This window comes from Streptomyces purpureus (genome assembly GCF_014648195.1).
Lineage (GTDB): Bacteria > Actinomycetota > Actinomycetes > Streptomycetales > Streptomycetaceae > Streptomyces > Streptomyces purpureus.
The window spans coordinates 12394-31940 of sequence record NZ_BMQQ01000026.1; the positions used below are offsets into that span (position 1 = coordinate 12394).

At 71.5% G+C, this 19547-nt stretch carries 18 protein-coding genes; 6 read left to right on the forward strand and 12 right to left on the reverse strand.

Annotated features, from left to right (window positions below; all coding sequences use genetic code 11):
- Positions 1-144 precede the first annotated feature (144 nt).
- From pyrE to IEZ01_RS26625, 5 genes are all read right to left on the reverse strand, one after another.
- Positions 145-693, reverse strand: a complete 549-nt coding sequence (gene pyrE, locus IEZ01_RS26605) for an orotate phosphoribosyltransferase (protein ID WP_019888162.1) — start codon at positions 691-693, stop codon at positions 145-147.
- Positions 694-727: 34 nt separating this feature from the next.
- The gene (locus IEZ01_RS26610) at positions 728-1528 is read right to left on the reverse strand and encodes an aldose epimerase family protein (RefSeq protein WP_189204173.1); all 801 of its coding nucleotides are present in this window, start codon (positions 1526-1528) and stop codon (positions 728-730) included.
- A 73-nt stretch (positions 1529-1601) separates the two neighbouring features.
- Entirely contained in the window at positions 1602-2348 is a 747-nt protein-coding gene (locus IEZ01_RS26615; RefSeq protein ID WP_028797778.1) for an SRPBCC domain-containing protein, read from the reverse strand.
- Between the two features lie 544 nt (positions 2349-2892).
- Entirely contained in the window at positions 2893-4542 is a 1650-nt protein-coding gene (locus tag IEZ01_RS26620) for a polyamine aminopropyltransferase (protein ID WP_028797777.1), read from the reverse strand.
- An 84-nt stretch (positions 4543-4626) separates the two neighbouring features.
- Positions 4627-5145 carry a DUF2617 family protein gene (locus tag IEZ01_RS26625; protein WP_019888158.1) on the reverse strand — a complete coding sequence of 173 codons (519 nt, stop codon included), beginning with the start codon at positions 5143-5145 and terminating at the stop codon, positions 4627-4629.
- Between the two features lie 739 nt (positions 5146-5884).
- Here IEZ01_RS26625 and IEZ01_RS26630 point away from each other — a divergent pair.
- Positions 5885-7060, forward strand: coding sequence for a pyridoxal phosphate-dependent aminotransferase (locus tag IEZ01_RS26630; RefSeq protein ID WP_019888156.1), 1176 nt, complete (start codon positions 5885-5887; stop codon positions 7058-7060).
- Between the two features lie 94 nt (positions 7061-7154).
- The gene (locus IEZ01_RS26635) at positions 7155-8336 is read left to right on the forward strand and encodes a putative hexosyltransferase (RefSeq protein ID WP_052185793.1); all 1182 of its coding nucleotides are present in this window, start codon (positions 7155-7157) and stop codon (positions 8334-8336) included.
- A gap of 12 nt (positions 8337-8348) precedes the next feature.
- Here IEZ01_RS26635 and IEZ01_RS26640 read toward each other — a convergent pair whose 3' ends face one another.
- Together IEZ01_RS26640 and clpB are read right to left on the reverse strand one after the other, a co-directional pair.
- Entirely contained in the window at positions 8349-8879 is a 531-nt protein-coding gene (locus tag IEZ01_RS26640; protein WP_028797775.1) for a type III secretion system chaperone family protein, read from the reverse strand.
- 163 nt (positions 8880-9042) lie between these two features.
- Positions 9043-11628 carry an ATP-dependent chaperone ClpB gene (clpB, locus tag IEZ01_RS26645; RefSeq protein WP_019888154.1) on the reverse strand — a complete coding sequence of 862 codons (2586 nt, stop codon included), beginning with the start codon at positions 11626-11628 and terminating at the stop codon, positions 9043-9045.
- A gap of 155 nt (positions 11629-11783) precedes the next feature.
- Here clpB and IEZ01_RS26650 point away from each other — a divergent pair, with 155 nt between their 5' ends.
- Positions 11784-12197: a pyridoxamine 5'-phosphate oxidase family protein gene (locus IEZ01_RS26650; protein ID WP_019888153.1), complete on the forward strand. Its 414-nt coding sequence runs from the start codon at positions 11784-11786 to the stop codon at positions 12195-12197.
- Positions 12198-12307: 110 nt separating this feature from the next.
- On the opposite strand, the gene IEZ01_RS26655 is transcribed toward IEZ01_RS26650, so the two are convergent.
- Positions 12308-12625 (reverse strand): Rieske (2Fe-2S) protein, encoded by a 318-nt coding sequence (locus IEZ01_RS26655; RefSeq protein ID WP_019888152.1) that lies wholly within the window; start codon positions 12623-12625, stop codon positions 12308-12310.
- Between the two features lie 347 nt (positions 12626-12972).
- On the opposite strand from IEZ01_RS26655, the gene IEZ01_RS26660 reads away from it, so the two are divergent.
- Complete coding sequence (locus tag IEZ01_RS26660) at positions 12973-13953, forward strand: hypothetical protein (RefSeq protein ID WP_052185668.1); 981 nt, start codon at positions 12973-12975, stop codon at positions 13951-13953.
- 2 nt (positions 13954-13955) lie between these two features.
- Positions 13956-14456 carry a hypothetical protein gene (locus tag IEZ01_RS26665; protein WP_019888148.1) on the forward strand — a complete coding sequence of 167 codons (501 nt, stop codon included), beginning with the start codon at positions 13956-13958 and terminating at the stop codon, positions 14454-14456.
- A 100-nt stretch (positions 14457-14556) separates the two neighbouring features.
- Here IEZ01_RS26665 and IEZ01_RS26670 read toward each other — a convergent pair whose 3' ends face one another.
- From IEZ01_RS26670 to dnaK, 4 genes are read right to left on the reverse strand one after another with little or no spacing between them, the layout of a single operon-like run.
- Positions 14557-15009, reverse strand: a complete 453-nt coding sequence (locus IEZ01_RS26670; RefSeq protein WP_028797773.1) for a heat shock protein transcriptional repressor HspR — start codon at positions 15007-15009, stop codon at positions 14557-14559.
- Between the two features lie 4 nt (positions 15010-15013).
- Complete coding sequence (dnaJ, locus tag IEZ01_RS26675; protein WP_189204175.1) at positions 15014-16186, reverse strand: molecular chaperone DnaJ; 1173 nt, start codon at positions 16184-16186, stop codon at positions 15014-15016.
- Positions 16187-16216: 30 nt separating this feature from the next.
- On the reverse strand, positions 16217-16867 hold the full coding sequence (gene grpE / locus IEZ01_RS26680) for a nucleotide exchange factor GrpE (RefSeq protein WP_019888145.1): 651 nt from the start codon (positions 16865-16867) through the stop codon (positions 16217-16219).
- Positions 16864-18711, reverse strand: coding sequence for a molecular chaperone DnaK (gene dnaK, locus IEZ01_RS26685; RefSeq protein ID WP_019888144.1), 1848 nt, complete (start codon positions 18709-18711; stop codon positions 16864-16866). Before dnaK ends, grpE begins: the two co-directional genes overlap by 4 nt.
- A 263-nt stretch (positions 18712-18974) precedes the next feature.
- Here dnaK and IEZ01_RS26690 point away from each other — a divergent pair, with 263 nt between their 5' ends.
- The gene (locus IEZ01_RS26690; protein ID WP_189204177.1) at positions 18975-19472 is read left to right on the forward strand and encodes a sugar transferase; all 498 of its coding nucleotides are present in this window, start codon (positions 18975-18977) and stop codon (positions 19470-19472) included.
- Positions 19473-19547: the final 75 nt, after the last annotated feature.

The window sequence follows — 19547 nt, forward strand, 5'->3', positions numbered from 1 at the left end:
CCCCCGCCGTCCGGCGTCAGCTCAAGCCGAGCTCGTCGAGCGCGTACGCGGAGACGTACGACAGCCCGTCCGTCCCGGCGTCAGCTCAAGCCGAGCTCGTCGAGCGCGTACGCGGAGACGTACGACAGCCCGTCCGTCCCGGCGTCAGCTCAGGCCGAGCTCGTCCAGCGCGTACGCGTACAGGTACGGCACCCCGGCCGTCCCGCTGATCTTCTCCGCCGCTCCGGTCGCCCGGTCGACGATCGTCGCGACGGCCACGACCTCGGCACCGGCCTCGCGGACCGCCTCGACGGCGGTCAGCGGCGAGCCACCGGTGGTGGAGGTGTCCTCGACGACCAGGACCCGGCGGCCCTTGATGTCCGGACCCTCGACCTGGCGCTGCATGCCGTGCGCCTTGGCGGCCTTGCGGACGACGAACGCGTCGAGCGTCCGGCCGCGGGAGGCCGCCGCGTGCAGCATCGACGTGGCGACCGGGTCGGCGCCGAGGGTCAGGCCGCCCACGGCGTCGAAGTCGAGGTCGGCGGTGAGGTCGAGCATGACCTGGCCGACCAGCGGGGCCGCGGCGCCGTCCAGCGTGATCCGGCGCAGGTCCACGTAGTAGTCGGCTTCCAGACCCGAAGAGAGGGTCACCTTGCCGTGCACCACGGCCTTGTCCTTGATCTGCTGGAGCAGGTCAGCGCGTACGTCAGTCATGCCGGCCAGCTTAAAGCCGCCCGCTCACGCCCGCTCACAGCCGCCGCCAGGACCAGGTCGCGGCGATCTCCAGCGGTTCGAGCGGGGTGACGTACTGAGGGAGGGTGTTGAGGCCGTTCGGCGGACCGGTCTGCGGTTCGACGCAGAACGCCGCCTCCTGCTCGTCGAAGACGACGACCCATTCGGCGCGGCTGGTCACCTTCAGTTCGAGGCGCTCCGGCCAGATGAGGGTGACGTCGACCCCGTCCGGCATGCCGAAGCAGTCGTCCCAGGGGCCGGGCTTCGGGTCGATCCGGCGGCCGGTGGGCAGATGGTCGGCGCCGCGCTCCTCCTGCCAGGCGGGCGAGAAGTCGATCCGTACGGGCTCGCCGCCGCCGAGGGTGCGGTTGAACCAGGGGTGCCAGCCGGCCTGCGCGGGGAACGAGTCGCCGTACGTCTCGACGCCGAGCTGGAGCGTGAGCGCGTCCTCGGTCAGCTCGAACGTCTGGGTGACCCGGCCGGGGTACGGCCACGGCTCGCCGAGCTCGTACATGAAGGCGGCCTCGGCCTTGTCGGCGCGGGCCGTGCGCCAGGCGGTGTCGCGGCCCGTGCCGTGGATGGCGTGCGGCCCGGAGTTCAGCGGCATCTGGTGCTTCTCGCCGCCGTTGCGGAACTGGCCGAGCTCGATCCGGCCGCACCAGGGCACCATCGGGAAGCAGCCGTACCGCTCGCCCTGGCGCAGCAGCTCCGTGCCGCCGATCCGCAGGGACTCGATCCGGCAGCCGTTGTCGGGGTTGACGGTCAACTCGGCGTCGCCCGCCGTCAGTCGCGTCAGTCGCGTCTCGTTGTCGCTCACAGTCCGACCCTAGGTCAGGCCGGGCCGCGTCGCCGCGCGCCGGGTCCGACGCGAGGCCGGTTCGGCGCCGCCTTCAGCGACGGCGGCGCAGGGCCCGGCCCACCACCACGGCCGAGGCGAGGGCGAGGGCCGCGGCGGGCGCCATCCAGCGCAGTGTGGCGCCCGCGCCGGACGCCTCGGGGGCGGGGACGGGGGCGTACCGGCCGCGCGGCGGGGCGTGGTCGACCTCCTCCGCACTGCGGCCGATCATCGTGCGCCGGGCGTGCGCGGCCTCGGCCGGCGGCGCGACGGGCAGCTCCACCCGTTCGTCGTCGAAGTCGTCCTCGATGAGGGGGTCCAGGGAGGGCGGCGGTACGGGAGCGTCGTACACCGAGGGCTGCGGCGGCTCCTCGATGTCGGCGGTGGCGGCCAGCGCCTCCGCGAAACGGTCCAGGAGGCGGTGGCCGGCGGCGGCCGTCGCGTCGGCCGGAAGGTCGGCGAGCCGCCCCTCGGCCGTGGAGGTGCCGCTGAAGGTGAGGGTGGTGCCGCCCTCGGTCGGGGTGAGCCGGATCCGCAGCGCGACCTTCGCCGAGCCGCTGCCACGGGCCTCGGTGCCCTCGCCGGTGACGGCGAAGTCGTCGCCCCCGCCGGTGATCCGCAGGGCCCCGCGGTACGTGATGGTGTTGCCGCCGACCCGCAGCTTGAGCCGCCCGGTCAGCGGGTCCGCCGAGGCCTCGGCAGCCCGCTGCAGACCGGGCACGCAGCGCGCCACCCGCACAGGGTCGGCCAGCGTCTGACGAAGGGCCTCGGTCGGTACCGGAACGAACACCTCATGCTCCATGGAAGCGAGACTACTCAGCCCCACGCGCCACGTCTCCGCATCGGCGGGGCGGGTACGGCTGCGCCGGGCAGCCGGGGGCGTCACGGACGGCCGGGGCCCGCCCGGCCGACCCAGCGCCCAGCCGCCGCCCAGCCCCGGCACAGGGAAGCCGGTACCGCGGACGCACCCGCGCCGACGGCGTCACGGACAGCCAGGGCCCGCCCGGCCGGCCCAGCGCCCAGCCGCCGCTGCCCGGCTCGGGCACAGGGACAGCCGGTACCGCGGACGCACCCGCGCCGACGGCGTCACGGACAGCCAGGGCCCGCCCGGCCGGCCCAGCGCCCAGCCGCCGCTGCCCGGCTCGGGCACAGGGACAGCCGGTACCGCGGACGCACCCGCGCCGACGGCGTCACGGACAGCCAGGGCCCGCCCGGCCGACTCAGCGCCCAGCCGCCGCCCAGCCGCGGGCACAGGGAAGCCGGTACCGCGGACGCACCCGCGCCGGCGGCGTCACGGACGGCCGGCTCAGCGCCCAGCCCCGCCGCCCGCCCAACCTGTCCCCCGCTCAGTTCCCGTACCGCGGGTGCACCAGCGTCGAGGGGATCATGTCGTCCGGGCGGGTGCGGTCGGCGAGGCGGGCCGCGGTGCGGAGTGAGGCTGGGGTCAGGGTGCGCAGGCGGGGGGCGTCCGGGGCGAGGCCCAGGGTGGGGCGGGGGCCGGTGGTGGCGAGGATGAAGCCCCAGTCCGCGGGGGCCGCGCGGGTGCCGCCGGTGCGGTCCGGGCCGGCCGGGAAGCCGGAGGCCCGGCCCCGGGTTCCGTACGGGCGGGTCGCGAAGCCCGCCGCGCGCAGGCTCGCCTCGACCGTCCAGTACGTACGGGGTCGCGTGGTCAGCGGCCCGGCGTGGACGACGAGGCGGCCGCCGTCCGCGAGGGCGCCCGCGGCGAGGCCGTAGAACTCCGCGGAGTACAGCTTGGCGCTGGTGGTGATCCCGGGGTCCGGCAGGTCGGAGACGATCACGTCGTACGTGCCGGAGGCGGAGCGCAGCCAGCGGAAGGCGTCCGCGTACACCACCCGGGTCCGGCGGTCGCGGTAGGCGTGGCCGTTGAGCTTGGCGAGCGCCGGGTCGGTGCGGGCGATCCGGACGACGCCGGGGTCGAGTTCGACGACCGTCACCGACGCGGTCCCCGGGTAGCGCAGCGCCTCCCGCGCGGCGAGGCCGTCGCCGCCGCCCAGGATGAGCACGCGCGCGTGCCGGCCGCGCATCGCCGGGTGCACCAGCGCCTCGTGGTAGCGCTGCTCGTCGTGGCCGCTGACCCGCAGCCGGCCGTCGAGGAAGAGCTCGGGCGGCCCCGCCAGACCGCCGGTGACGACGACCTCCTGCATCTCGGTCTGGACGGCGACCCGCACCCGGTCCCCGTACACGGCCCGGCGCGCCGCCCCCTCGAACTCGCCCACATGGGCCGTGGCGGTGGCGAGGACGGCGAGGACGGTGGCGTTGGCGGCGACGACCAGCGCCCGCGAACGGGGCGTCATGTCCCGGCGGAACACCCACAGCACGAGCGCGCCGCCCGCGACGGCGTTGACCGCCCCGGTCAGCAGCGCGCCGGTGAGCTGCCCGAGCCACGGCAGCAGCAGGAACGGGAAGGCGAGGCCGCCGACGAGCGCGCCCACGTAGTCGGCGGCGAACAGCTCGGCGACGGTGCCCGCCGGGTCGTCGTCGGACGCGTCGTCGTCGGTCCGCCGCCCCCGGCCGCGCAGGCCGGCCTCCGGCCCCGACGTCCGCTGGATGAGCGACATGAGCAGCGGAATCTCCGCACCGATCAGTACGCCGATGGCCAGAGAGAACCCCACCAGGACGTACCGCGATTCACCCATCCAGGCGAACGTCGCGTACAGCACGAGGGCCGAACAGCCTCCCACCAGCGCCAGTGCCGCCTCCACCAGTCCGAAGCCGACGGCGGCCCGGCAGCACAGCCGCTTCGCGAGCAGCGAGCCGACGCCCATGGCGAAGACCATCACGGAGAGCACGACGGACGCCTGGGTGACCGAATCGCCGATCAAGTACGAGGCCAGCGCCACGAGTTCGAGCTCGTAGACCAGGCCGCAGGCGGCGCAGACGAAGACGGCAGCGAGAACCAGGGACCGCCCCGCCCTCGGCCGGACGGGCGGCCGCGCCACATGTGTGGATGGCATGGACATGGGCGGCTCGATCATGATGGTAACGCTACGTCACAGCCCCTTCACGGTTCGTCACCCACACGGGTGTTTGGCCCCACTCACACCCGCCAGGACGACCTTTTACAGAACGACCGGCATCCGGGCCCCGATCCGGGTCCTCGTCACCACCAACTGCCCTTCCTGCGGATAGGCGTGCCAGGTCCGCCAGCGCACCTGCCCTTCGTGGCGCTGCGCCAGCATCGCCGTGAAAGCGTGCGGCGAGCCCGGGAACGTACCGGCCAGACCGTTGGGATGGTCGGCGACGAGCGCGAGCAGCTCCTGCGCCCGGCCCGCGAACGAGCCCTGCGAGAGCGTCTCGACGCGCGCCGCGAACTCGTACTCCCACTCCCCCACCCGTTTCGAGACACCCAGCGGCAGCGGTGTGCTGCTGCCGGGCATGCAGGCGACGGTCTCCGAACAGCTGCTCTGCTCCTCCTCCAGCAGGACCTGGTGCGAGGCGCCCAGAAGTCGCAACTGAAGTTTGGCTCCGGTCAGTTCGAGGTCGAGTACGGCGAGGGCGGGCAGCGGGTCCCGCCCCAGCGCCCAGGCCAGATCGGCCGCGCGCGTGTCGGTATAGGACGTTTTCAGGGTCGTGAGCATGGGTCGGCTCCGCAAACAGGGTTTGACGGGGTGGACCGGGGGCGCCCCGGAGAAATGGATTCAACGGGAGTGGGGGTTCGCCGACTCGGGTCCACACAAGGTCCGAGGGCTGGATTTCCTCAACAGCGAGGGAATCATGAACTGCGGGAGAGTCACAGCGTTTTTACCCAACTTGCCGTGGTTTCCATCCCCTGGGGGGCTCCCCGGTTCATCTGTTCAAACAAATTCGGATCGCTTGACGACAACGGGTTTCAGCTCGGTCAACAAGGAGGCGCCCGACCGGAGTTCATCCCGTCCGGGCGCCTTCAGTGGTCGCGGACCAGCTGCCCCGTGTCAGCTGCCTCCGCCGCCGCATCCACCCCCACCGCCGCCACCGCCGCCACCGCCGCCACCGCCGCAGGACGAGCCGCCGCCGCAGGAGGAACTTCCACCACAGGACGAGCCGCCGGAACCGCCGGCCCACCAACTGTCACGTGCCCGCGACGAACGCCGCCGGCGGTTTCCACCGCGCGAGGCCGCCAGTCCGACGACCACGACCACGACCACGATTCCGATCACGAACGCTTCCATTTACGTCACCCCCGATTTCCGTGTGCCCGGTCGATGCCCTCGGCGCCGCGCGTTCAAATCCGAATTGAGGAAGTCCAGAGGTTCGGCGCCGTGGGTCTCACGACCGGTCGATCCCCCTGCGACGGACGGGTCAAAGCACACTTGAGGAAGTCCAGAGGTACGCCGGAGGATGACCCTCATGACAAGGCCACCGCTCAACCGCCGCCTCGCCGCGTTCGGCACCACGATCTTCGCCGAGATGTCCGCGCTGGCCGCGCGGACCGGGTCCATCAACCTCGGGCAGGGCTTTCCCGACACCGACGGCCCCGAGGAGATCCGGGAGGCCGCCGTCCGCGCCCTGCGGGAGGGCCGGGGCAATCAGTACCCGCCAGGACCCGGCGTCCCGGAGCTGCGCACCGCGATCGCCGACCACCAGCTGCGCCGCTACGGCATGGCCTTCGACCCCGACACCGAGGTCCTGGTCACCGCCGGCGCCACCGAGGCCATCGCCGCCTCGCTGCTCGCGCTCCTGGAGCCGGGCGACGAGGTGATCGCGCTGGAGCCGTACTACGACTCGTACGCCGCCTGCGTCGCCATGGCGGGCGGCGTCCGCGTGCCGGTCACCCTGCGCCCCCACGAGGGCCGCTACGTCCTCGACCTGGACGAGCTGCGGGCCGCCGTCACCGACCGCACCCGGCTCATCCTCCTCAACACCCCGCACAACCCCACCGGCACCGTCGTGACCCGTGAGGAGCTGGCCGCCGTCGCCGCCCTCGCGGTCGAGCGCGACCTGCTCGTCGTCACCGACGAGGTCTACGAGCACCTGGTCTTCGACGACGCCACCCACGTACCGATCGCCACACTGCCCGGCATGCGGGAGCGGACGGTCACCATCGGCTCGGCCGGCAAGACCTTCTCCTTCACCGGCTGGAAGGTCGGCTGGATCACCGCCCCACCGGAGCTCACCGCCGCGGTCCGGTCCGCGAAGCAGTTCCTGACCTACGTCTCCTCCGGGCCGTTCCAGTACGCGGTCGCCGAGGCCCTGCGGCTGCCCGACAGCTACTTCGAGGGGCTGCGCGCCGATCTGAGTGCCAAGCGGGACCTGCTGAGCGACGGCCTGGCGGAGGCCGGCTTCGAGGTCTTCCGGCCGGCGGGGACGTACTTCGTCACCACCGACATCCGGCCGTTCGGCGAGAGCGACGGCTTCGCCTTCTGCCGGGCCCTGCCGGAGCGGTGCGGGGTGGTCGCCATCCCCAACGCCGTCTTCTACGACGACCGCGAACAGGGCGCGCCCTTCGTCCGGTTCGCCTTCTGCAAGAAGGAGAGTGTTCTCCAGGAGGCGGTGTCCCGGCTGAAGGGGCTGTAGGCCGGTCGGATCTCGCTCCGGAACGGCCTTTAGCGCCGCCCGGAATGTGCCGATTGTCGGGTTGACCGATGACGCGCACAACCGGAGGTGCCCCCTGTCCGCCGAGACCCTCGATCACGCGGCGTCCGCCGGCGCGCGGCCCGTCCCCCGCTGGCGGGCCGCGCTCCACCGGGCCGCCCCCGCACTCGGGCTGTTCGCCGCCGCGCGGCTCACCGGCATGGTCGCCCTGGCGGCCTGGGCCTGGCACGTCGGACGCTCGCCACGCGCGCTGCTCGCGACCTCCTGGGACTCCCTCTGGTACACCCGCATCGCCGCGCACGGCTACGGCCGGACGCTGTACTGGCCGGACGGCATGGTCCAGTCCGATCTGGCGTTCTTCCCGCTCTACCCGGCGCTGGTGCGGGCCACGACCGCGCTGCTGCCGGTCGCGGGCGGGACGGCCGGTCTGGTGCTGTCCTGGGCCTCGGCGGGCGCCGCCGCCTGGGGGATCTACCTGATCGGCGAGCGGCTGCACGGCCGGGCCACGGCCACCGTGCTGGTCCTGCTGTGGGGCCTGCTGCCGCACTCGATCGTGCTGTCCATGGCGTACACCGAGCCGGTGATGACCGCCTTCGCCGCCTGGGCGCTGTACGCGGTACTCACCCGGCGCTGGCTGTGGGCGGGCGCCCTGGCCGCGCTCGCGGGGCTCTCCCGGCCCAGCGGGATCGCGGTCGCGGCGGCGGTCCTCGCGGCGACCGCGTACGAGCTCTGGCAGGGCCGGGGGCGCGGACGGCCGGGCCTGGCGGCCGTGTGGGCGGGGGCGGCGCTGGCCCCGCTGGGCTGGACCGGCTACGTCCTCTGGGTGGGCATGCGCACCGGCGACGTGCTCGGCGGCTACTTCGCCGTCCAGGAGGGCTGGTCGTCCCGGTTCGACCTGGGGATCGGCGCACTGCGGGTCGTACGGACCGTGGTGACCGCGCCCACCCACTTCGGCTTCGGCATGGCGATGCTGATCACCGGCGCGGGCGTGCTGCTCTTCGCCCTGATGCTGCTGGACCGGCCGCCGCTGCCGCTGCTGGTCTACACGGCCGTGCTGGTTCTGATCACGGTCGGCGGGTCCGGCTTCTTCGAGTCGAAGCCGCGCTTCCTGCTTCCCGCCTTCCCGCTGCTGCTGCCCCTGGCCCGCGCACTGACGAAAGCCCGGCCGAGGGCCGCGATCGTGGTGGTCGCGGCGCTGGCCGGGCTGTCGTTCGGTTACGGGGTGTACGCGCTGACGCTCGCCCCGATGGCGCTGTGAGCCTTCGGGTCCCTAGACCTCGTCGGGCTTGTCGTCCTCGGACGTCTCCAGGCCGAACTGCTCGACGAGCCACTTGTCGAACTCGATGGAGGCCCGCACCCAGCTGACCGTCGAGGAGACGAAGTGCTCCAGGGAGACGCCGGTGCCGATGAGCATCTGCGCCTCACCGATCAGCCGGAGGGTGGCGGAGCCGTCCTCGTCCTCGTGCAGGTGCGTGTAGACCTTGGGCCACAGGGTGCGGCGGTTCCAGTCGTCGATCGCGTCGAGGATCTTGACGCGGTCGTCGGCGGGGTGCGGACGGTCGTAGAACGTCCGCACCGAGAAGACCCGCTGGTCCTCCTCGCCACGGAACATGAAGTACGTCCGGAAGTCCTCCCACGGCGCCGCGAGGTCACCCTCGTCGTCGACGACGTACTTCAGCTCCATCTGCTCGAGCAGCTGCTTGACCAGGTCCTGGTCGGGGACCACGGGGCCCGCCGGTCCTGCGGCCTGAGGCTGGGGCTGTCCCCCGAAATTCGGAATCGAGGACGGGTCGATGCTCACCGTGAATTTCCCTTCGTACGGTTCCTGCCATCCTCCCCCATCCCGGGCGGTCGGTGGCAAGCCCCGGCCTGTGCGATCCGCTGCGGGCTGACAGGATCTCGTTCCCCTGGCGGACGTGGCGGACGTCAGGGGAACGGGACCGCGCCGGGGCGCGGGCGGGGCGTCACCCCGCCGCGCCCACGATCAGGCCGTCCTCGAAACGGTCCACCCGGACCGTGTCGCCGTCCCTGACCTCGCCCGCGAGGATCTCCTTGGCCAGCCGGTCGCCGATCGCCGTCTGGATCAGGCGGCGCAGCGGCCGGGCGCCGTACGCCGGGTCGTTGCCCTCGTCGGCCAGCCAGGCCAGCGCCTCGGGCGTGACGTCGAGGTGGAGCCGGCGCTCGGCGAGCCGCTTGGCGAGCCGGTCGATCTGGAGGCGGGCGATGTCGGCCAGCTCGTCCTTCGAGAGGGCGGAGAAGACGACGAGGTCGTCCAGCCGGTTGAGGAACTCCGGCTTGAAGGAGGCCCGTACGACCTCCAGGACCTGCTGCTTCTTCTCCTCCTCGCTGGTGAGCGGCTCGACGAGGAACTGGCTGCCGAGGTTCGAGGTGAGGACGAGGATGGTGTTGCGGAAGTCCACCGTCCGGCCCTGACCGTCCGTCAGCCGCCCGTCGTCCAGGACCTGCAGGAGGACGTCGAAGACCTCCGGGTGCGCCTTCTCCACCTCGTCGAGCAGCACGACGCTGTACGGGCGCCGGCGCACGGCCTCGGTGAGCTGGCCGCCCTCCTCGTAGCCGACGTAGCCGGGCGGGGCGCCCACGAGCCGGGCGACGGAGTGCTTCTCGCCGTACTCGGACATGTCGATACGGACCATGGCCCGCTCGTCGTCGAAGAGGAAGTCGGCGAGCGCCTTGGCGAGCTCGGTCTTGCCGACACCGGTCGGACCGAGGAAGAGGAAGGAGCCGGTGGGCCGGTCCGGGTCGGCGATCCCGGCCCGGGTCCTGCGGACGGCGTCGGAGACGGCCCGTACGGCCTCGCCCTGGCCGATCAGGCGGCGGCCGAGCTCGTCCTCCATGCGCAGCAGCTTCTGCGTCTCGCCCTCCATGAGCCGCCCGGCGGGGATGCCGGTCCAGGCGCCCACGACGTCGGCGATGTCGTCCGGGCCGACCTCCTCCTTGACCATGGTGTCCTTCGCGACCTCCTGCTCGGCCTCGGAGGCGGCCTCCAGCTCCCGCTCCAGGGCGGGGATCTCGCCGTAGAGCAGCTTCGAGGCGGCGTCGAAGTCGCCGTCGCGCTGGGCCCGCTCGGCCCGGCCGCGCAGGTCGTCGAGCCGTTCCTTCAGCTCACCGACGCGGTTGAGGGACTCCTTCTCCTTCTCCCAGCGGGCGGTCAGGCCGCGCAGCTCCTCCTCCCGGTCGGCGAGGTCGCGCCGGAGCTTGGCGAGGCGCTCCTTGCTGGCCTCGTCCGTCTCGTTCTTGAGCGCCAGCTCCTCCATGCGGAGCCGGTCGACGGAGCGCTGGAGCTCGTCGATCTCCAGCGGGGAGGAGTCGATCTCCATCCGGAGCCGGGAGGCGGCCTCGTCGACGAGGTCGATGGCCTTGTCCGGCAGGAAGCGGGAGGTGATGTAGCGGTCGGAGAGGGTCGCGGCGGCCACCAGGGCGGAGTCGGCGATCTGGACCTTGTGGTGGGCCTCGTAGCGGCCCTTGAGGCCGCGCAGGATCGCGATGGTGTCCTCGACGGTGGGCTCGGCGACCAGGACCTGCTGGAAGCGGCGCTCCAGGGCGGGGTCCTTCTCGATCCGCTCGCGGTACTCGTCGAGGGTGGTGGCGCCGACCATCCGCAGCTCGCCGCGGGCCAGCATCGGCTTGAGCATGTTGCCCGCGTCCATGGCGGAGTCGCCGCCGGCGCCCGCGCCGACGACGGTGTGCAGCTCGTCGATGAAGGTGATGATCTGCCCGTCGCTCTCCTTGATCTCGGAGAGGACGGTCTTGAGGCGCTCCTCGAACTCGCCGCGGTACTTGGCGCCCGCGACCATCGCGCCGAGGTCGAGGGCGACCAGGCGCTTGTTCTTCAGCGACTCGGGGACGTCGCCCTTCACGATCCGCTGGGCGAGGCCCTCGACGACGGCGGTCTTGCCGACGCCGGGCTCGCCGATGAGGACGGGGTTGTTCTTGGTGCGGCGCGACAGCACCTGCACGACACGGCGGATCTCGTGGTCCCGGCCGATGACCGGGTCCAGCCGGCCCTCACGGGCCGCGGCCGTGAAATCCGTACCGAACTTCTCCAGGGCCTTGTACTGGCCCTCCGGGTCGGGTGTGGTCACCCTGCGCCCTCCCCTGCTCTTCTCGAACGCGTCGAGCAGCCGCTCGGCCCGCGCCCCCTGCTGGGCGAGGACGTCGCCGGCCCGTCCGCCCTTGGCCGCGATCCCGATGAGCAGATGCTCGGTGGAGAGAAAGTCGTCGCCGAGCTCCTTGGCGCGCTTCCCGGCGTCGGCGACGACGGCGAGGAGGTCGCGGTCGGGCTGCGGCGGGGCGACGGTGGAGCCGGTCACCCGGGGCTGGGCGGCCAGCAGCCGCTCCGCCCCGGACCGTACCGCGGCCTGGTCGGCCTCGACGGCGGCGAGGAGATCGACGATGTTCTCGTTGTCCTGACCCGCCAGCAGCGCGAGGAGCAGATGGGCAGGGGTCAGATCGGGGTGTCCGTCGGACACGGCGCGGCTCGTCGCCGCGTTGAGCGCGTCCCGGCTCCTGTTGGTCAGCTCTGCGTCCACGTGCGCGGTCTCCTCCTCGTGACCCGGCCTCTGCTCGGCCCTTCGGCGTGCCCTCGGCACGCTCTCAGCATGTCTGACTCATCCAACGTACACAAAGTTGAGTCCATTCCGCTCAAGGTGTCGGAGGACGCCCTCCCGCGGGTAGGTTCCGGCCCATGGCCATCGACCCACGGAACCCGGACGACTCGTACCTCAGCTTCTGGCGGGAGTACCACATGTGCACGCTGACCACACCACGGCCGGACGGCAGTCCGCACGTGGTGGCGGTGGGCGTGACCTACGACCCCGAGGGCGGCGAGAAGGGCATCGCCCGGGTGATCACCAACAAGCACAGCCACAAGGTCGCCAACGTCCTGGCGGCCGGCCCGGACGGGGCACGGGTCGCGGTCTGCCAGGTGGACAAGGGCCGCTGGGCGACGCTCGAGGGCGTGGCGAGGATCCGTACGGAGGCCGAGGCCGTCGCGGACGCGGTGGAGCGTTACGCGGCCCGCTACGGCCGCACGCCGGCGCCCAACCCGGACCGGGTGGTCATCGAGATCGCGCTCACGCGGGCGATGGGACGGGCCTGACCGGAGCGGGCGTACGGAGACAGCACAGCGGCGCCATCGTGTTTCAGGTCCACGATGGCGCCGCTGTGTGGGGGAAGCACCTGAGCGATTTACAACGACGGGGGAACCGCTCAGGCACTGCGGGGGGTGGCGGTGGTGGTCTCGGGCTCGACCAGCTGGTGGTCGCGCTGGTCAAGGTTGACGAAGATCATGCCGTACCGGATGGCGCAGCGAACGGGCTGAGGCGCCCCGCGGGGCCGCCTCAGACACCGGTAGGCACGAACGTCCTCGTCCTGTTCACGGGCAACGATGATCGGCTCGCCGAAGAGGGTGACCATCAACGAGTCGCCACTGTGCGGAATCGCGGTGACGAGATCGATGAAGTGCCACCCGGACCGGTAGGCCGAAGCCATCTCACGCCGGAAGCGCGAGTCGTCGGGAACGTTCATGCGCCCACGGAAGACCAGCCGGGGTCGCTTTTCAGCGCGACCGACGCGTCGGGGGTTACGTCGGGGGCGAACGACCAGCCGGGGTCATGCGGCGCGGTCGCGGCGTTTGCGGGTGCTACCGACCAACCGGGATCCTCGACCGCCCCCAGAATCCCCCCCGCGGCAGCCGCGACGAAAGCGGCAGCGGCCACTGCGCGTATGAGTTTCTTCGTCATCACCGAGCAACCTCACTTGAAGGCAACGTCTCTTTCCAACCCCCGCGGCAACGACGATGGCTTACTCTCTCCGCTTCCACCACCTAAGCCATGCATCATGTTCCTGAGATGCAGGAGCCTGGGGGTGTACATATGCAGAAAAAACCGGACCAACCCGGGCACCCGCATTCGCATGCCGAACTGTGCAAGGAGGGGGCGGAGCTCTATGCCGGAGCGTTGCGCACCGGACGAATAGCCCGGTCAGAGGCGGCGAAGGCGCCGTGTCTGCTCGATCTGTCGCTGCTTCACCCCGACCCGGACGACGCGCAGTGGCTGCGCCCGGTTCCCCCCTCGGCGGCCCTCGCGCAATTGCTGCAACCGATCGAGCGGGAGATCCTGGAGCGCAGACGGCTCACCGTCGAACTCTCCGACGCGTTCGAGCCATTCATGGCCATCAGCGCCCAGGATCCGCCCACCACACACGCCATCACGGTCCTCGAAGGCATCAGCAGGATCAACACCACCCTGGACCGGGTGGTCGCGGGCTGTTCACAGGAGCTGCTGACCGTCCAGCCCGGCGGCGGCCGCCCCGCCCACGCGCTGAGCGAGGCCCTACGCCGCGTCAGACCCCTGCTGGGCCGCGGCATTCGCATGCGCACGCTCTACCAGCACACGGCCCGCCACACCGAACTCACCCTCGCCTACCTCGAACACGTCGGCCCCGAGGTCCAGGTCCGCACCCTGGAAGAGATCATCGACCGGCTCATCATCGTGGACCGCGAGGTCGCCTTCATCCCCGCCCGGCGCGACCGCCAGGTCGCCCTTGAGCTGCGCCACCCCGGCCTCGTCGAGTACCTCGTCGGCGTCTTCGACCAGTTCTGGCAGGTGGCCGTGCCGATCAAGGAGGAGATCCCCTACGATCTGCGCTCCGACGGCATCAGCGGCATCCAGCGCTCCATCGCCAAGCTGCTCGTCGAGGGCCATGTCGACGAGGCCATCGCCCGCCGGCTCGGCATGAACGTCCGCACCTGCCGCGCCCACATCGCCAAGCTCGCCTCCGCCCTCGGCAGCGGCAGCCGCGCCCAGCTCGGCTATCTCATCGCACAGTCCGGCATCCTGGAGCAGGATCACTGATCATGAACGACCACCTTCCCGGCCCGCCCCACATCCGGCTCGACCCGCGGGCCGGCACCCTCGACGTGTCCGGCCCCGGCCTGCCCGCCGTCCGGCTGGAACGCGCCGACGGCGCCGAGGGGGCCAAGATCGACGAGCACGTACCGATCGGCACCCGCGAGGCGGCCCGGCTCACCCTCACCGTGGACGGCGCCCCCGCGAGGATGCGCCCCGCCAAGGGCCGTATCTCCCGCAGGTCCTACCGCGTCGACGCCAAGGTCGGCGGCGCCCGCTACCGCCTCGTGCCCTGCTCGTACGGCGACAGCAAGCTGCTGAAGAACGGCCGCAAGCTCGGCGAGCTCGACTCCACCGGCGACGGCAAGGTCGCCGCCGACTGGGACGAGAACGCGAAGGTCCTCGCCCAGGACGTCGCCGTCGGCACGGCCCTCGCCGCCGCCTTCGGCACCGGCGCCTCGCCCTGGTGGGAGACCACGCTCGACGTCATCTCCGAGCTGATCCCCTGACGCACGACGCACACGACGAAGCCCCCTCCGCCGGAAGACCGGAACGAAAGGGGGCTTCGCCATGACAGCCTGGTCATGACAGCTCGTCATGACCCGGGGACTACTCGCCGCGCTTGGGACGCCAGACCACCAGCGCGCTCGCCTGCTGCACATCCGTGTACGGCACCAGATCGCGCCGGTACGAGGCGTGCACCTGCGCCTCGCGCTGACGCAGCGTCGCCGCCGCGCCCTCGACCGCCGCCGACAGCTCGGCCACCCGCGACTGGAGCGCCGCGACCTGGTTCTCCAGCTCGATGATGCGCTTGATGCCCGCCAGGTTGATGCCCTCGTCCTGGGACAGCGCCTGCACCTGCCGGAGCAGATCGATGTCCCTGGCCGAGTAGCGCCGGCCGCGCCCGGCCGTGCGGTCCGGGGAGACCAGGCCGAGGCGGTCGTACTGCCGGAGCGTCTGCGGGTGCAGGCCGGAGAGCTGGGCCGCCACCGAGATCACGTACACCGGCGTCTCGTCGGTCAGTTCATACGGATTACGGCTGCGCCCTGGTCGGCTGTCCATGACGTCAAGCTCCCTTCGCGGCCTGGAACAGCTCTGCCCTGGGGTCCTCTCCCGCGGTCGCCTCGCGGTACGACTCCAGCGCTTCCTTCGCCTTGTCGCCGAGCGTCTGCGGGACCTGCACCTCGACGGTGACCAGCAGGTCGCCGCGGGTGCCGTCCTTGCGGACCGCTCCCTTGCCCCGGGCCCGCATCGTGCGGCCGTTGGGCGTGCCCGCGGGCAGCTTCAGCGTGACCGCCGGGCCGCCCAGCGTCGGGACCTTCACCTCGGCGCCGAGCGCCGCCTCGTCGAAGGTGACGGGGACGGTGACGGTGAGGTTGTCGTCCTTGCGGCCGAAGACCGGGTGGGCGTCGACATGGACGACCACGTACAGGTCGCCGTGCGGCCCGCCGCGCTCGCCCGGCGCGCCCTTGCCGCGCAGCCGGATCCGCTGCCCGTCGGAGACCCCCGCCGGGATGCGGACCTGCATCGTCCGCGAGGACTTGGCGCGCCCGCTGCCGTGGCAGACCTCGCACGGCGTCTCCGCGATCAGGCCCCGGCCCTTGCAGTCCACGCACGGGTCGGTGAGCGAGAAGCCGCCGCCCGAACCGCGCGAGACCTGGCCGGTGCCGACACACGTCGGGCAGACCCTCGGCGTGCCGTTCTTGTCGCCGGTGCCCGAACACGCCTTGCAGGGCTGCTGGCTGGACATCCGCAGCGGGACCGTGGCCCCGTCGACCGCCTCGGTGAAGCTGAGCGTCACCTCGGACTCGATGTCCTGGCCGCGGCGCGGCTGGGTACGCGTACCCGCGCCGCCCGCGCCCCGGTTGAACAGTCCGCCGAAGACGTCCCCGAGGCCGCCGCCGAAGCCCCCGGCGCCGCCGGGGCTCTGGGCGCCGCCGAAGAGGTCGCCCAGGTCGAAGTTGAACGAGCCGCCGCCGGGCCCGGGGCGGAAGCCGCCGTTCCCGAAGAGCGCGCGGGCCTCGTCGTACTCCTTGCGCTTCTTCGGGTCGCCGAGGATGTCGTTGGCCTCGGAGATCTCCTTGAAGCGCTCCTCGGCCTTGGTGTCACCCTTGTTGGCGTCCGGATGGTTCTCGCGGGCGAGTTTCCGGTAGGCCTTCTTGATCTCGGCGTCCGTGGCGTCCTTGGGGACGCCGAGAACCTTGTAGTAGTCCTTCTCGACGAAGTCCTTCGTGCTCATCGACGTCCCTCCTTCCGGACGATCGTTGCGTCAGCCCTCGTCGGGGCCACCGCTCTCCTCGTCGGCCTTCTTCTCGTCCTTGGCGGACGGCGTCGCCCCGGGCTGGGGCTCGGCCACCGCCACGCGCGCGGGCCGGATGGTCCGCTCGCCGATCCGGTACCCCGGCTGCAGGATCGCCACGCAGGTCGTCTCGGTGACGTCCGGCGCGTAGCTGTGCATCAGGGCCTCGTGGATGGTCGGGTCGAAGGGCTCGCCCTCCTTGCCGAACTGCTGCAGGCCCATCTTGGCGGCGACCGTCTCCAGCGATTCGGCCACCGACTTGAACCCGCCCACGAGCTCGCCGTGTTCCCGGGCGCGGCCGATGTCGTCGAGCACCGGCAGCAGCTCGGTGAGGAGGCCCGCGACGGCGATCTCCTTGACGGTGACCCGGTCGCGCTCCACCCGGCGGCGGTAGTTCTGGTATTCGGCCTGGAGCCGCTGGAGGTCCCCGGTGCGCTCGGCGAGCGCACTGCGGGCCTGGTCCAGCTGGGCCGTCAGACCGGCGGTCTGGCTTGCGTCCCCGGCCGGGGCCGCCGGGCCCTCCTCCGTGGAGGGGGACTCGGCGGCTTCGGCGGCGTCGTCAGGGGTGGCGCCGGAGGGGACGTCAGGCTTCTCCTCGAAGCCCGGGGTCTCCTCCGTCACGCCTGGCCACCCTTCGGCTTCTCGTCGTCGACGATCTCGGCGTCGACGACATCGTCGTCGGCCTTGGCCTGGCCCGCGTCACCGGCACCGCCGGCGGCGGCCTGACCGGCCTGGGCATCGGCGTAGAGCGCCTGGCCGAGCTTCTGGGAGACGGCCGCGACCTTCTCGGTGGCGGTGCGGATCTCCGCGGTGTCCTCGCCCTTCAGCTTCTCCTTGAGCTCCGACACCGCCGTCTCGACCTCGGTCTTGACGTCGCCGGGGACCTTGTCCTCGTTGTCCTTGAGGAACTTCTCGGTCTGGTAGACCAGCTGCTCGCCCTGGTTGCGGGTCTCGGCGGCCTCGCGGCGGCGGTGGTCCTCGTCCGCGTACTGCTCGGCCTCCTGGCGCATGCGGTCGACCTCGTCCTTCGGCAGCGAGGAGCCGCCGGTGACGGTCATCTTCTGCTCCTTGCCCGTGCCGAGGTCCTTGGCCGTGACGTGCATGATGCCGTTGGCGTCGATGTCGAAGGCGACCTCGATCTGCGGGACGCCGCGCGGGGCCGGCGGGAGGCCGGTCAGCTCGAACATGCCGAGCTTCTTGTTGTACGCCGCGATCTCGCGCTCGCCCTGGTAGACCTGGATCTGCACGGACGGCTGGTTGTCCTCGGCCGTCGTGAAGATCTCGGACCGCTTGGTCGGGATCGTGGTGTTGCGCTCGATGAGCTTGGTCATGATGCCGCCCTTGGTCTCGATGCCGAGGGACAGCGGGGTCACGTCGAGGAGCAGGACGTCCTTGACCTCACCCTTGAGGACACCGGCCTGCAGGGCGGCGCCGATGGCGACGACCTCGTCCGGGTTGACGCCCTTGTTGGCGTCCTGGCCGCCGGTCAGCTCCTTGACGAGCTCGGCGACGGCGGGCATACGGGTCGAGCCACCGACGAGGACGACGTGGTCGATCTCGCTGAGCTGGATGCCCGCGTCCTTGATGACGTTGTGGAACGGCGTCTTGCAGCGCTCCAGGAGGTCAGCGGTCAGCTGCTGGAACTGGGCGCGCGTGAGCTTCTCGTCCAGGTGCAGCGGGCCCTCGGCGGACGCCGTGATGTAGGGCAGGTTGATCGTCGTCTCGGTGGAGGACGACAGCTCGATCTTCGCCTTCTCCGCGGCCTCGCGCAGACGCTGGAGAGCCATCTTGTCCTTGGACAGGTCGACGCCGTGCCCGTTCTGGAACTGCTTCACCAGATAGTCGACGACGCGCTGGTCCCAGTCGTCACCACCGAGGTGGTTGTCACCGTTGGTGGCCTTCACCTCGACGACGCCGTCGCCGATCTCCAGCAGCGAGACGTCGAACGTACCGCCACCGAGGTCGAAGACCAGGATGGTCTGGTCGTCCTTGTCGAGGCCGTAGGCCAGCGCGGCGGCGGTCGGCTCGTTGACGATACGCAGGACGTTGAGGCCCGCGATCTCACCGGCCTCCTTGGTGGCCTGACGCTCGGAGTCGTTGAAGTAGGCCGGGACGGTGATGACCGCGTCCACGACCTTCTCGCCCAGGTAGGCCTCGGCGTCGCGCTTGAGCTTCTGCAGGATGAAGGCGCTCATCTGCTGCGGGTTGAAGCTCTTGCCGTCGATGTCGATCTTCCAGTCGGTGCCCATGTGGCGCTTGACCGACCGGATGGTCCTGTCGACGTTGGTGACCGCCTGGCGCTTGGCGACCTCGCCGACGAGCACCTCGCCGTTCTTCGCGAAGGCGACGACGGACGGCGTGGTCCTGGCGCCCTCGGCGTTGGTGATGACGGTGGGCTCGCCGCCTTCGAGAACGCTGACGACGGAGTTAGTCGTGCCCAGGTCGATGCCGACCGCACGTGCCATTTCAATTCCTCCAGCTGACCTGACTTGAGTGGAACTGACTCAAGGATGCATGACCGCCCCCGATGCGTCAACAGACATGAGTCGGATCGACTCAACTTCCCGCCGGGTGCCTCACTCAGATCCCCCACACAGCCCCAGCTCAGCCCGGCTCGGCCCGGCCTCGCGGGCCGCGTCGCGGCCGGGGAATTCCGCTCACCCATGAGAGAGTCCGACCAGAGCCTGACACACGCGGACAAACATCCCACGATCGGGAGGTGCGGGGCATGACCGCCAAGCGGGCACTCGACCTGCTGGGCAGCCTCTTCCTGCTGCTGGTCCTGGCGCCGGCGTTCCTGGCCGTGGCCGCCGCGCTCGCCCTCTCCGCGCTGGGGGCCCTGGATCACCCGGACGGGGTGCTGCGCAGGGACGTACGGGCGGGTCTCCATGGCCGGGAGTTCCGGATGCTGACGTTCCGCACCGGCAGCCGCCTCCTGGCCCGGCTCCCCCAGCTAATCAACGTCGTCCGCGGCGAGATGTCCCTCGTCGGCCCATGCCCCCTCACGGCCGACGACGAGGGCTGCGCGGGGCAGGCGCGCCGGCGGCTGTCCGTACGGCCGGGCATGACCGGGCTCTGGCAGGTCAGCGGGCGCTCGGAGCTGCCGTGGGAGGAGATGACCCTGCTCGATCTCCACTATGTGGACCATCACTGGCTCGGGATGGATCTGGCGATTCTGAGCCGTACGCTTCCTGCATGGGCACGGGCGTCCGCACGGCCCATCTGAGCGGGCCCGGCGGGCCCCGTCCAAGGGGCGCGGCAAGGGTCGCCTGAGCGACACAGATCACCGCAGGCACGGCTA